This window comes from Paenibacillus sp. VTT E-133291 (genome assembly GCF_002264395.1).
In the GTDB taxonomy this organism is placed as follows: domain Bacteria; phylum Bacillota; class Bacilli; order Paenibacillales; family Paenibacillaceae; genus Paenibacillus_AQ; species Paenibacillus_AQ nitricinens.
Genome location: NZ_NFVA01000048.1, coordinates 39,339 through 52,606, shown reverse-complemented (window position 1 = coordinate 52,606; position 13,268 = coordinate 39,339). Strand labels below are relative to the sequence as shown.

The following is a 13,268-nucleotide window of genomic DNA, read 5'->3' as shown; positions in this document are numbered from 1 at the left end:
GTAGGTCTCAAATTAGTGGGGACTTTTTCAATGGCCTCCCTTTGGCGTTGAGGTTTTTTTCTGTGGGGGATTTAGTTATGATGTCCATAGAACTTCGCAAATGTTTATGCTATGAGCAGGCAAAAGGCCACCTTTACAAGTTTAATGATGGTAAGCAGCAAGGGGTTAACGCTAATGCCAAACGCTGAATATACAATGGTAGTATATAGTTTTCCTAGTCATGCTTCATTGCTCCTTTTAAATATACCTCTGTTATAATCGAAGTAAAAGACGCTTGGGATTCTCATTTTCCCTTCGTTCAAAACCCTTTGTTGGGTTTGATTTTCGGGTTCAGTTAGATGAACACGAGGACGATGTTTATAATGGCTGTGAATAAATTGATGATGACGGACACAGCTTTAATCGTACCCTGCCTTTCCTCACGGCGTCTTTCTCTTCTTTTTTATAATTACAATATTTGGTTTAGGATTGCAAATCAAATATCGTCCGGATTACAGTTATTGTTAGGAAATGTTTAGATTACAGATGATATAGTAAATACCGCAACCGATGTGGATATATAAGGGGAATTCATTAATGTGGAAACCTAAGATTCAGCAAATATTTAAGTACGTATTTATTATAATATGTATTGTAGCCTTTGGAATTTTCATCTACCCTGGAATATATAAGTATGATAAACTCGATCAAAAATTTCCGGTATTGATCAATCGAATAACAGGGGAAACAAAGATACTTTTTAGCGACTCTTGGTCCACTGTTGGCAATATAGATGCAAAATTAAGTGAGTTTGAAAGCTATAAGAATGAAATATTAGAAGCGATAAATTCACAGAATGAACAAATCAAAGAAAGTGTTATAGAAAGTGTACAGGCAGAATTAGATCATGGGAGAAAGCAGTTGATTACTGAAACTGCAAGCGAACCAAATCCAACATATGAAGATGGAACATCAGTGTTTGATGCAGTAAGGAATAGAGACAGAGGGACAGAATCTGCATCAGAATTCATAGCCAGTAGTAAGGAAGCATCAATTAGCTCAATTGGAATCACAAAGTTTGGACTCGGTGATACTAAAGAAACAGTTAAAAAGTCTATGGGAACACCAAGCTCTATAATTAATGATGGAGACACATGGTTTTTTGGTTCATCTATTGTTAATTTTGACAACGGAATCGTAATAGGATGGGTCGATCCTCTTAATGCCTTAAGTCTAGAATAGATCCTATCACCATACTCAATCGGGTATGGTCTTTTGTTGCGCACCAATACGAAACGGGTCAGGGATGAGTATGTGAGTCGGGTTCATGCCATCGAATGGAAAAGGAGAATACCCATACATCATTTTAACTTTTCCGATTAGTAGTGGAGAATAATGTTAGAATATCTTATATATAGATATACAATACTTTCCTGGGAGGAGCACTAATATGCGCATATTCATATATATAGGACTGGCTTTTTTTGTGATCTCTGGTATATGTGTTGGAGGATTTACGACAGGTACTCAGCAAAGAGGGAATTTTTATTCCGAATCCAAAGAAGACCGTAAAATTAAAAACAAAGTAGCGAATTGGTCTGCTTTAGGAGGGATTCTCTCCTTGGTTATAGCTGGACTCTTATATTTCTTGTGATCTTTACCTCACTCAAGTTCAAGCGTGATGAAGAGTGCAATACATGACTTTTTACAAGAACCTTTAGACCCTTGATGTCTTTGTCGTTGAGGTATTTTATATTTATAGTTCTAGTAAAATGGAATTTAATATAACAGTCACAATTATTCTTATCATCTGACATTATTTTATATTTTTCTTGCAAAGGTATATCTTTCATAGGATAATATGGGTATATTTTCCTAGCAAAAGTTGGAAATGGATATTATCTGAGAGGAAGTAGAATATTGAAAACAAAGAAACCTTTTTTTAAAAAATGGTGGTTTTGGCTTATTATTGTTTTTGTTGTAATAGGGGTGATTGGATCACAGGGGAATGATAGTGAACCTACAGTATCAAAATCAGAACCAGCAGTGGCAAAGGTAGATGATACTGCAGCAACAGAGAAACCGGTCGAAACGGAAAAGCCTACCAGCAAGCCTACTGAAGAGCCAAAAGAAACGATGATAACTGAAGTTGGACAAACCATCACAACTAAGAATTTTAAGCTTACAGTTGAATCTCTTGATAAGCCTAAGGGAAACGATTATGTAAAACCATCAGAGGGTAATGAGTTTGTAGAAATCGGAATTATACTTGAGAATATTTCCAGTAAAGATTATATGGTAAGCTCCATGCTAATGTTCAATGCGTATCAAGACAGCTTCTCCATAAATGAAGATCTCATGGCTCATACTTTGGATAGTCAAATAGGAACAATGGACGGCGCTTTAGCTGCGGGAAAGAAAATTCGTGGCAAACTAGCTTACCAGCTTCCTAAGGATTGGAAAGAACTTGAAATCAATACTGATTTTACAGTTTTAAGTTTTAGTTCAGATGGAGAAATCAAAATCGTTCTTCAAAATAAATAGGATATCTCACATAAGAGTCTCGCCAAAGCTGGCGGGGCTTTTTCATTGTTAAACCTAATAATCATTATTTACATAAAGTACCAAACCGATTATATTGAAAGAACGGCATAAAGGATGAGGGGTGTTATATTTGGCGAAGATTTTTAATGAAAATACAGTATCGTTTAAGCAAAAGTTATCACCGATCCCTGAGTTTGCTTGGCATACGAGTGATAGGTTAGCTGAGATCGCTAATTCTAAACATCTTGTCTTCGACATAAGATCGCTTGATCCAGATAAGTATTCCTTTCCTTATCATTTTCATAGAAACGCTGAAGAAATATTTGTGATTTTGACGGGAAAAGCGATGTTAAGAACTCCCGAGGGTTTTACTGAGGTTTCTGAAGGTGATGTGCTATTTTTTGAAATGGGACCTGAAGGAGCGCATCAACTTTATAATCATACGGATGCACCTTGCAAGTATCTTGATCTCCGAACGAACCAGGGCATAGATGTTTGCGAATATCCGGACTCAGGTAAAATCAACATTCTCCCCTATCAAGAAATTTATCAGGCAGATCAACAAGCAGACTATTATAAAGGTGAAGAGCAGGTAAGGGAGAAATGGAACGGAATGGAGGATCATACTTGATTCAAGATCGATGGTTCACAGTCACGAAAATTGATCCACTTACTTATGCAATCAGTGAATATGGACATTGGGAAAAGGTACACTCTTTTTTGCTGTTAGGGGAAGGGAAAGCGGTGTTGATTGATACGGGATTAGGCATCGATAATATAAAAAGAATAACGGATCAGTTAACGGAGTTACCTATCGCTGTCATCACTACGCATGTGCATGCAGACCATATAGGCAGTCATGGACAATTTGAGACGATCTATGTTCATAAAGAGGATGAGGATTGGCTAATTAATGGAATACGAGGTTTGTCCCTTGCCCAGATCAGAAAAGATATGAGCCGAGATATTACTCTACCTGTTCCTGAGACGTTTGATCCTAATACGTATACGCCTTTTCAAGGGAAACCAACTGCTCTATTGCGAGAGGGAGATGTGCTTGATTTAGGCGGGCGTAGATTAGAAATTTACCACACACCGGGTCATTCACCAGGTCATATTAGCATCTTTGATCATGCCAACAGGTATCTGTTTACAGGAGATTTGTTGTATGATATTACGCCAATTTATGCTTTTTATCCCTCTACTAGCCCGGCAGATTTAGTGGCTTCTTTAGAAAAGATTGCACAAATTCCAAATGTATCTCAAGTATTCGGTTCTCATAATACGTTGGGTCTAGATCCAGTTATTTTGCAAGAGGTTATGAAGGCAGTTCGTGAATTACGTGAACGAGATCTTGTCGCTCATGGTACGGGTATTCATCAATTTAACGGATTTAGTGTGCAGTTTTAAAATAAATGTTGGCTGAAACAAAAACGGCCCTCCCAAAAGGACCGTTTTTTGTCATTCCTTAAGATTTTCAAAATTTCTAATTTGGAAAAGTAAAGTGAAGTAATAAGGGGCGAAAGAGGTGTGTTTATTCGGATACGATCGACCTAAAGAACGCATGCAATTGCTGTACCTGGGAGTAAGCTTCTTTGTACTGATTGTCGGATTGTTGAATGGGCAATAAACCTGGCAAGAAGGAAATGCTATACATAGGTATTTCATTGCTATTCATGTATATTTTAAGCGTAAGTTCCTCGATAACATCAGCCTCTTCGTCAGCGCTATTAAGCACATTAATATCCGCACTTGAAGCAGTTGTTTTACTATTTTGTTGTCTTTTAGATACCTTTGAAAGGGTTAGTGCGTTAACGACAATCTCTGAACCCAATACATTTTCGAAGGAGTATAGCTTTGCTATAGCCTTTTTTCTTGTTTTCGGATCGCTGGTGCCTATAGCTATTTTTTTATAAGATTCGTTAAGCGCGATCAAGTGAGATTGATTGGGGGGAATGAATGTTTTGGTGAATATGATGTTAAAAGAGGAGATTGCGTTTAAGAGCTTAGACAGTTCAGAAGAAGTAGATAGTTTTTTCAATTCTAGAATACCGGCACTTAGCATTAAGACTACCCCTAAAATGCCAAACATGTACATCAAAAAAATCAGCATCTAACCACACCTCCAATGATCTCAGTAGAGCAAGGTTTATTGCTTATTGAAAGATATGCTTGAATCCTCTCTACTAGTATCTGTTATAATCGAAAATCGTGGGAATTTAGGAAACGACTACTGATTAGAAAAAGAGAAAGCACCCAGAGTTCTGCCGATTTTGCAAGCTAAATGCAAAATTGGGGCAACTGCTGAGTGCTTTGTTGAGAGCTTTTTAAAATAAATATGTCAAAATCATAAGAAATTGAAGGCTGTGATTTGATCGGTATAAACAATTAGCTGTTTGTATTCGATCGGAGATTCATAGCTAGCATAGGGTCTAACAGAAACATCATTAAGGACTACAAAGTTATAACTGAAATTTTTATCGGGATGTTCCGCACCTAAATAAGATATGTATTCATCTACAATGACATCATCCATTAGAGATTTTAAGTCAAAAACATCCTCTTTATTGGAGGTAGAAGGGGAGATGGTCCCTTGAATACTGCCAAATGAGGTGAGTAGATTTACTTTTTTTCCACTAGCTTGATCGTTATTTAACAATAAGCCAGAGAGTTTAACAAGTGCATCGACTTTAAAATCGACGAGGGTTCTAATTTTTGAGTTGTTCAAAACGAAACACTTCCTTTCAATTTGAAATCCTGTTAACATTATTCGACATATAACCACATAATTCCTATTAGGTCATCAAAAATACATAAATACAAACACGCCCCCTCCGTTAAGCAAGGAGTGAGGCGTGTTTATCTATGGATAGATTTAATTTCTGATCGTTACTAGTGTTCCAATTGGAACAATCGCAGCTAGTGCTAACACATCCTCATTGTACATACGAATACAACCATGGGATACTTCGTGCCCTATGGATGAGGGATCATTATTTCCATGTATCCCATAGTGAGGCTTAGATAGTCCCATCCAAAAGACCCCAAATGGACCGCCTGGATCGGGTTGTTTATTAATGATTGTGAATTCACCGAGTGGTGATTGAGTTAACATTTTACCGATTCCGACTGGGAAGCCCCTGATCACAATGTCGTTATCAAGAAGATAAAGCATACGCTGCGTCAGATCAACTATAATCCGGTAATTTGGCATTGTGCACACTCCTTTCTAATTAAGATATGAGCAGGATGCCTAAACGGTTATTCTTAAAAATGGTCATTTTAGCCTACGGGAACATATGTTCCAGATGGGGTTAAGCTAAATGCATAGAAAAAAAGGCTGCTCCGCATTCGCGGAACAGCCTTTTTGGTAGGAGTGCATACTTAGTGGATATCTCGAAATAATCCAATAACTCTGCCGAGAATGGTCACGCGATTAAGGCGAAGAGGCTCGTACGCCGGATTCTCCGGCTGAAGACGTATATGATCACGTTCTTTATAAAAAGTCTTAACGGTTGCTTCATCTTCTTCGGTCATAGCTACAACGATATCTCCGTTATCAGCCGTTTGTTGTTGACGAACAATAACATAGTCACCATTCATAATCCCAGCTTCGACCATACTGTCACCTTGAACCGATAACATAAATACTTTGTTATCTCCAACATAGTGTGTTGGAAGGGGAAAGTAGTCTTCAATATTCTCAGTAGCAGTGATAGGAACCCCGGCGGTAACCTTACCTACGACAGGAATTCGAGCGACGGTTTGTGCGAAATGGTGCACATTCTCAGAATCCTCTTGGCCAAGCAATTCTATTGCACGAGGCTTCGTTGGATCTCGACGGATAAGTCCCTTCTTCTCTAGCCGATCCAAATGACCGTGAACTGTGGAGCTGGAAGCAAGACCAACAGCTTCTCCAATCTCCCGGACGGAAGGAGGATAACCCTTGCTGCGGACTTCGCTACGTATAAATTCCAGGATCGCCAGCTGGCGACTTGAAATCTTTGACATTGGAATCAACCCCATATAGTAATGTTTGGGAAAATTATAACATAGAACTACCGTTCGCACAAACATAAGTTCTAACTATTATAAATATTAATTCGATAGAGTTAATAAATGGTAGTCTTGTATTGATTACATTTCCTTCATCTAAATGGTAAGAGCAGGTTCTTAGATGAATAATATGGTAAATATTGACCTCTGAAAAAAAGAGAACAATTGTTCTAAAATAGTATTGAACAAAACACATGTTCGTGTTATTATGATTTTGGAAGTGAGAACAAGTGTTTGGAGGATGATATTCATGTTAAAATACAGTACATACCGTAGCATCTACGATAAAGCCCCAGTGGTTGAATCTTTAGGACATAATCCTATTACCCGTTATTCAGCTCAGATTAAAGAAATCACAGAGTTTTTGCTTGAAGGCTTGATGCGTTTGTTCCGTAGAGATTTTGTTATTAAGCTGACATTGATCATTGTGCTCGTACTATCAGGACTTACAGTAGTGGGTAATGTATTTGCAGGATCTACTACTTTAATGAAGGATGAGAAGCGCGTAGTGGTTGAACGTGGAGATACACTTTGGAGTATTGCTCTTGAGAATAAACCTTCTGATATGAAGACGGCTGTATATATAGAAGGAATTAAAAAATCCAATGGCATAAAAGGTAGTCAGATTAATGCTGGAGATATTCTCTCTTTACCTATTTATTAATATTCTAAGAACATATTAAGAGGACATGAAGAGCTTGCAGGGAGTAAACCTTGACAAGCTCTTTTTCTCATGGCAGAGTTAGAATTAATTTATAAGGGGAGGGAAAGTTTTGAATATTGATGAGTTGGTCGCGCGTATTAACGAATTGGCACGCAAACAGAAGAGCGTAGGCCTTAATCAAGAGGAAACGGCAGAACGCGCCAAGCTTCGGGAAATTTATTTGGGGAATATCCGCAATAACTTTCGAGCACAATTGAATACGATTGAATTGGTTGATAATGATGAGCATGAACAAGGTAACAAGGGGCTTAAGCATTAACACCCTGTTCCTTTTCATAGATATTTCTGGATGACTAGGGGGAACGCATATGGCCCGTTCTTGGGAAAGAATGGTTCAACGCAACACGCAGCAAATCAACAAGCAAAGAAAGAAACAGGGGAAGGAAACGATTTACGCATCTAAATCTAAATCTCCTGGGAAGAACACCGAAACCTTTAAAGGCCGTAACATTGCATTTCCAGTAGTGTTATTAGTGCTAGGTACTATGTTTTGGATGATTGGTTCAGTGGACCAAGCCAAAGGTAATGGTATGCTTATGAACTGGTTAGGAGTCGTTTTGTACTACTTACTAGCAGCACTTCTGTTCTTCCGACGTCCGTACTTGAAGGTAGAGAATGCTAGACTATCTACTATAAAATTCAATCGCGAACGCTATCTGCCAGCTTCTGATATTGAGAAAATCATCCTCTCGCGTGGAGCAGTTGTCATTAAGCATAAAGGCAAACGCACGAAATGGATTTTTACCAGACTTATGAATCGTTATGATACAACTGCGATGGGGACTAGACTGGAAGCATTCGCAAAAGCTCATCAAATTGAAGTAATTCACGAATAGAAATTAACCAGCCATGGGAGAGGGAGACCTGTAATGCCAATTTCCGCCGTACTATTTGACCTTGATGATACACTGCTCTGGGATGATCGGAGCGTCAATGAAGCATTTCGTTCTGCATGTGAAGCCGCTGGGGATACGATTGATCCACAAGAGCTGGAAATTGCGGTGCGTAAAGAAGCCATAGGACTTTATGAATCCTACGAAACGAACCCGTTTACAAAAATGATTGGGATTAATCCGTTTGAGGCACTTTGGGGGAACTTTACTGCAGGTGAACAGCCTGAATTTCGTCAATTGGAGCAGCTTGCACCGGGATATCGTAAAGAGGCATGGCGTCGTGGTCTTGCAGCACTTGGTGTAGAGGACGAAGCTCTTGCTGGGACATTAGCAGCCAAATTCGCAGCAGAGCGTAGAAATCGGCCTTACATTTATGATGAAACGATTCAGGTGCTTGAAGAGCTGCAGGGAAAAGTGAAGCTATTGCTTCTGACCAATGGTTGCCCTGCATTGCAACAAGAAAAACTGGATGGTGTACCCGAAATCGTTCCTTTCTTTGATCACATCGTGATTTCTGGAAGCTTCGGCAAAGGAAAGCCGGATAAGGAAATTTTTCTGCATGCCCTAGAGCTTTTGGATATTTCACCTGAGCAAGGCGTTATGGTCGGAGATAAGCTTACAACGGATATTCGTGGTGGGTTGGCAACAGGTTTGACTACGGTTTGGATTAATAGAAAAGGCAAACAGCCAGATCCGGAAATTCAGCCGGATTATGAAATCAAACATCTTGGAGAGCTTCTATCATTAGTCCAATCTTTATAAAATTGAGCTGAGGCTTTCATTCATTTAAGCTTTAAGAAGGCAGTGAGTTCCTAGTTACTAGGAGACTTGCTGTCTTTTTTATATCTACATCATTTTTAGTATGATAGATGAGATTTACTAGTATATGATCTAGGTCACAAGAGTTTAGCTGAATTGATGCGAAATACTGAAAAACCAATAATAATGTGTATAATAGATGGAGAATGTATAACATGAATTGGTAGATTCTTAGTATTCAAATCGACTGGGAGGAATCTAAATGAAGATTTCAAGAACAATAGTTCCTTTATTATTAGGCGCAACACTTTTAGTATTGGGAGGATGTTCATCAGACCAATCTAAACATTCTGGCGTACATAATATGAACATGGACATGTCTATGGAGCCTATTAAGGTTGAGTTACATTGGAGTCCTGAAGAGGTTGTTGTAAATCAGAAGGTGACCTTTGAGGCGGTGGTGACGCAAGACAACAAGGCAGTGGATGATGCGAAAGAGGTTCTGTTCGAAATTGTGAGCAAAGATGATAGTGAACAGAAAATTGAATTTAAAGGGAAGCTAGTCGGTGATGGAATCTATCAAGCAGAAGGAACACTTGCGAAAGAAGGACAATATATTGTTACATCACACGTAACTGCAAGAACTCAGCATTCTATGCCTAATAAAGAACTCTCTGTGAAACCATAATTAAAAGAATAGCATTTCCTGTAATTACAGATAATGCAGAGTGGAAAGGAAGGCTTTTCGAAATTCCTTTATTCTGCTAAACTTACTCTAATGTTTTACTGGGGGGACTTTACGTTGGCTAAATATACACTTGAGGAAAGCTTACAACAAAGAATATTAATTCTAGATGGTGCCATGGGCACAATGATCCAACAGGTGCCTTTGACAGGTGAGGATTTTGGTGGGGAAGAATTGGACGGTTGTAATGAAATGCTAGTATTAACCCGTCCAGAAGTCATTCAGACGATTCATGAGCAGTATCTTGAAGCAGGTGCTGATCTCATTGAAACGAACACATTTGGTGCAACGTCTGTTGTACTTGCTGAATATGATATTCCACAGCGGGCTCGTGAAATTAATCTGGTTGCAGCAAAGCTAGCCCGCAATGCCGTTGATAAATATGATTCACCAGATCGTCCCCGCTATGTCGTAGGTGCGATGGGTCCTACAACAAAGACACTCTCTGTTACAGGGGGCGTCACTTTCCAAGAGCTCGTTGATAGCTACGAGGAACAGGCAGTGGCATTGATTGATGGTCTTGTAGATGCATTATTGCTTGAGACCTCTCAGGATACGCTGAACGTGAAAGCTGGAAGTATAGGTATTCGAAATGCATTTGAGAAGACGGGTATCAAATTGCCAGTGATGATCTCGGGAACAATAGAGCCGATGGGCACCACACTTGCCGGTCAGAACATTGAAGCATTCTATATTTCTTTAGAACATCTGAAGCCTATCTCTATAGGTCTGAACTGTGCGACGGGTCCAGAGTTCATGCGTGATCATATTCGTTCACTTTCTGCAATCTCTTCTGCAGCTGTGAGTTGTTATCCGAACGCTGGACTGCCAGACGAGAATGGGCATTATCATGAATCTCCTGATTCGCTTGCGCGTAAAATTGCTGCGTTTGCAGAAAAGGGATGGCTTAACATTGCTGGGGGTTGCTGCGGAACGACACCGGAACATATCCGTGCTATGTCTGAGGCGCTTTCACAATTCCCTCCACGTCCGCTTGCAGGAAATCATCCACCGGCACTTTCAGGGATTGAACCTATTTATATTGAGAACGACAACCGTCCATACATGGTAGGCGAACGTACGAATGTATTAGGGTCACGCAAGTTTAAACGTCTTATCGTCGAAGGTAAATATGAGGAAGCCTCAGAAATTGCCCGTGCACAGGTGAAGAGCGGTGCGCAAGTGATCGACGTCTGCGTGCAAGATCCGGACCGTGATGAGACTGAAGATATTAAGTTGTTTCTAGAATTGGTTGTAAAAAAGGTTAAAGTTCCTTTGATGATTGATACTACCGACCCTAATGTTATTGATCTGGCATTACAGTACTGTCAAGGTAAGGCGATAATTAACTCTATTAACCTTGAAGATGGTGAAGAAAAATTCGAGCTGGTCACTCCTTTGATTCACAAGTATGGCGCAGCTATTGTTGTGGGTACGATTGATGAGACTGGACAAGCGATCAAGGCTACAGATAAATTGGAAGTTGCTAGACGTTCTTATGACTTACTGGTGAATAAGTACGGTTTAGCGGCAGAAGATATTATATTTGATACGCTTGTGTTCCCTGTAGGCACCGGGGATGAACAATATATCGGCTCGGCCAAAGAAACAATAGATGGCATTCGTTTGATCAAAGAAGCACTTCCAGGTGTTCATACGATCTTGGGGATTAGTAACGTTTCCTTTGGATTACCGGAAGCAGGACGTGAAGTGCTGAACTCAGTATTCCTTTATGAGTGCACGAAGGCTGGCTTGGACTATGCGATCGTAAATACCGAGAAGGTAGAACGTTATGCTTCTATTCCTGCTGAAGACCGTCGTCTTGCTGAGGAGTTAATTTATAATACGAATGACGACACGCTTGCTGCTTTTGTTGCCGCCTTCCGTGGGAAGAAGATTGAGAAAAAAGAAAAGATTTCTAACCTCTCCCTAGAAGAGCGCCTGGCTTCTTACGTGGTTGAAGGCACGAAAGAAGGGCTCATTCCGGATCTGAATGAGGCGCTTACCAAATCAGGACCTTTGGAGATTATCAATGGTCCGTTAATGGCAGGGATGTCAGAGGTTGGACGATTGTTTAATAACAATGAATTGATCGTTGCCGAAGTGCTGCAAAGCGCTGAAGTAATGAAGGCTTCTGTTGGTCATTTGGAGCAGTTTATGAAGAAGGATGAAACATCGGTAAAAGGTAAAATCATGCTGGCAACCGTAAAAGGTGACGTACATGATATTGGTAAGAATTTGGTGGAGATCATCTTATCGAATAATGGTTATCAGATCATTAATTTGGGTATAAAAGTACCACCTGAGACCATTATCGAAGCGTTTCGTCGAGAAAAAGCTGATGCGATCGGATTGTCTGGACTGCTCGTAAAATCGGCACAGCAAATGGTGCTGACTGCACAAGACTTACGGACGGCAGGGATTGATGTGCCGATTATGGTGGGCGGTGCTGCTCTGACTCGTAAGTTCACCAAAACACGGATACGCCCTGAGTATGATGGTTTAGTACTGTATGCTAAGGATGCTATGGATGGACTTGATATTGCTAATCGGCTGATGAACCCAGTTGAACGGGAGAAAATTGCCGAGGAAATTCGCGTGGAAGCTGAAGCGGCTGTTGCGGTAGCTCCAAAGCAAGAGCTTCCTAAGCTAACAAGAGCAGTACGCTCCAAAATTTCTCCAGATGCTCCTGTATTTGTTCCACCGGATTTAGAACGTCATGTCATTCGTAATTATCCATTAGGGCATATTATCCCTTATGTGAACATGCAAATGCTGCTGGGTCATCATCTGGGACTACGTGGTTCTGTAGAAGCTCAGTTAGCTGCTGGTGATCAACGGACTGTTGAGTTAAAAGGGACTGTGGATGACATTCTACATCAAGCGATGCTGGAAGGTACGATTACTCCTCATGCGATGTATCAATTCTTCCCGGCACAATCCAGTGGTAACGATATTATCGTGTATAATCCACAGAATACAGCCGAGATTCTGCATACCTTTACTTTCCCAAGACAAGGTGTAGAACCTTATCTCTGTCTAGCAGACTTTTTGAAGTCGGTCGACAGTGGAATTATGGATTATGTTGGTTTCTTAGTAGTAACTGCGGGACACGGTGTTCGTGAACTCTCAACAGCCCTTAAGGACAATGGAGATTATTTACGCTCACATGCCTTACAATCTGTAGCGCTAGAGATCGCAGAAGGATTAGCGGAGCGTGTTCATCACATGATGCGGGATACATGGGGTTTCCCAGATCCTGCCGATATGACCATGAAACAAAGACATGGAGCAAGATATCAAGGGATTCGTGTATCCTTTGGTTATCCGGCATGCCCAGATCTGGAAGATCAGGGACCACTATTTAAGCTACTATCCCCGGAGGATATCGGTGTCCATCTTACAGAAGGCTTTATGATGGAGCCTGAGGCATCCGTTTCGGCGATGGTTTTCGCTCATCCAGAGGCGCAGTATTTTAATGTAGAGAAGCTGTAATTCTTTCATTTATACACCTGGTCTGTAGGGGGATTGTATCCCTATCAGCGGAACCTCCCGTAACTGGGGGGTT

16 protein-coding genes are annotated in these 13,268 nt (G+C 40.4%); 12 read left to right on the top strand and 4 right to left on the bottom strand.

Annotated elements, in window-relative coordinates; all coding sequences use genetic code 11:
• The 6 genes from CA598_RS32730 to CA598_RS18810 all read left to right on the top strand — a co-directional run.
• Positions 1-188: hypothetical protein (locus CA598_RS32730; protein WP_218832611.1), on the top strand; the 188-nt coding region annotated here is incomplete at its 5' end.
• A gap of 388 nt (positions 189-576) precedes the next feature.
• On the top strand, positions 577-1,221 hold the full coding sequence (locus tag CA598_RS18830) for a hypothetical protein (protein ID WP_094872982.1): 645 nt from the start codon (positions 577-579) through the stop codon (positions 1,219-1,221).
• Between the two features lie 208 nt (positions 1,222-1,429).
• The gene (locus CA598_RS18825; RefSeq protein ID WP_094877462.1) at positions 1,430-1,633 is read left to right on the top strand and encodes a DUF5316 family protein; all 204 of its coding nucleotides are present in this window, start codon (positions 1,430-1,432) and stop codon (positions 1,631-1,633) included.
• A gap of 266 nt (positions 1,634-1,899) precedes the next feature.
• Entirely contained in the window at positions 1,900-2,523 is a 624-nt protein-coding gene (locus tag CA598_RS18820) for a DUF4352 domain-containing protein (protein ID WP_094877461.1), read from the top strand.
• 130 nt (positions 2,524-2,653) lie between these two features.
• Positions 2,654-3,154, top strand: coding sequence for a cupin domain-containing protein (locus tag CA598_RS18815; protein ID WP_179283707.1), 501 nt, complete (start codon positions 2,654-2,656; stop codon positions 3,152-3,154).
• A complete protein-coding gene (locus tag CA598_RS18810; protein ID WP_373455837.1) occupies positions 3,151-3,933 on the top strand; it encodes an MBL fold metallo-hydrolase in 783 nt (260 codons plus the stop codon). Before CA598_RS18815 ends, CA598_RS18810 begins: the two co-directional genes overlap by 4 nt.
• A gap of 124 nt (positions 3,934-4,057) precedes the next feature.
• On the opposite strand, the gene CA598_RS18805 is transcribed toward CA598_RS18810, so the two are convergent.
• The 4 genes from CA598_RS18805 to lexA form a co-directional block, all read right to left on the bottom strand.
• Positions 4,058-4,636 (bottom strand): hypothetical protein, encoded by a 579-nt coding sequence (locus CA598_RS18805; protein ID WP_094872974.1) that lies wholly within the window; start codon positions 4,634-4,636, stop codon positions 4,058-4,060.
• Positions 4,637-4,870: 234 nt separating this feature from the next.
• Positions 4,871-5,251 carry a hypothetical protein gene (locus tag CA598_RS18800; protein WP_094872972.1) on the bottom strand — a complete coding sequence of 127 codons (381 nt, stop codon included), beginning with the start codon at positions 5,249-5,251 and terminating at the stop codon, positions 4,871-4,873.
• Between the two features lie 147 nt (positions 5,252-5,398).
• A complete protein-coding gene (locus tag CA598_RS18795) occupies positions 5,399-5,737 on the bottom strand; it encodes a L,D-transpeptidase (protein ID WP_094872971.1) in 339 nt (112 codons plus the stop codon).
• 170 nt (positions 5,738-5,907) lie between these two features.
• Positions 5,908-6,534 (bottom strand): transcriptional repressor LexA, encoded by a 627-nt coding sequence (lexA, locus tag CA598_RS18790; RefSeq protein WP_042188849.1) that lies wholly within the window; start codon positions 6,532-6,534, stop codon positions 5,908-5,910.
• Between the two features lie 295 nt (positions 6,535-6,829).
• Between lexA and CA598_RS18785 the strand changes: the two genes are divergently transcribed.
• The 6 genes from CA598_RS18785 (at position 6,830) to metH (ending at position 13,195) form a co-directional block, all read left to right on the top strand.
• Positions 6,830-7,243 carry a LysM peptidoglycan-binding domain-containing protein gene (locus tag CA598_RS18785; RefSeq protein ID WP_179281700.1) on the top strand — a complete coding sequence of 138 codons (414 nt, stop codon included), beginning with the start codon at positions 6,830-6,832 and terminating at the stop codon, positions 7,241-7,243.
• A gap of 109 nt (positions 7,244-7,352) precedes the next feature.
• Positions 7,353-7,562 (top strand): DUF896 domain-containing protein, encoded by a 210-nt coding sequence (locus CA598_RS18780; protein ID WP_042128334.1) that lies wholly within the window; start codon positions 7,353-7,355, stop codon positions 7,560-7,562.
• 49 nt (positions 7,563-7,611) lie between these two features.
• On the top strand, positions 7,612-8,139 hold the full coding sequence (locus CA598_RS18775) for a hypothetical protein (protein ID WP_094872968.1): 528 nt from the start codon (positions 7,612-7,614) through the stop codon (positions 8,137-8,139).
• A gap of 33 nt (positions 8,140-8,172) precedes the next feature.
• Positions 8,173-8,958 carry an HAD family hydrolase gene (locus tag CA598_RS18770; RefSeq protein ID WP_094872967.1) on the top strand — a complete coding sequence of 262 codons (786 nt, stop codon included), beginning with the start codon at positions 8,173-8,175 and terminating at the stop codon, positions 8,956-8,958.
• A 259-nt stretch (positions 8,959-9,217) separates the two neighbouring features.
• Entirely contained in the window at positions 9,218-9,643 is a 426-nt protein-coding gene (locus CA598_RS18765) for a FixH family protein (RefSeq protein ID WP_094877458.1), read from the top strand.
• Between the two features lie 174 nt (positions 9,644-9,817).
• Positions 9,818-13,195: a methionine synthase gene (metH, locus tag CA598_RS18760; RefSeq protein WP_373455838.1), complete on the top strand. Its 3,378-nt coding sequence runs from the start codon at positions 9,818-9,820 to the stop codon at positions 13,193-13,195.
• Positions 13,196-13,268 lie beyond the last annotated feature (73 nt).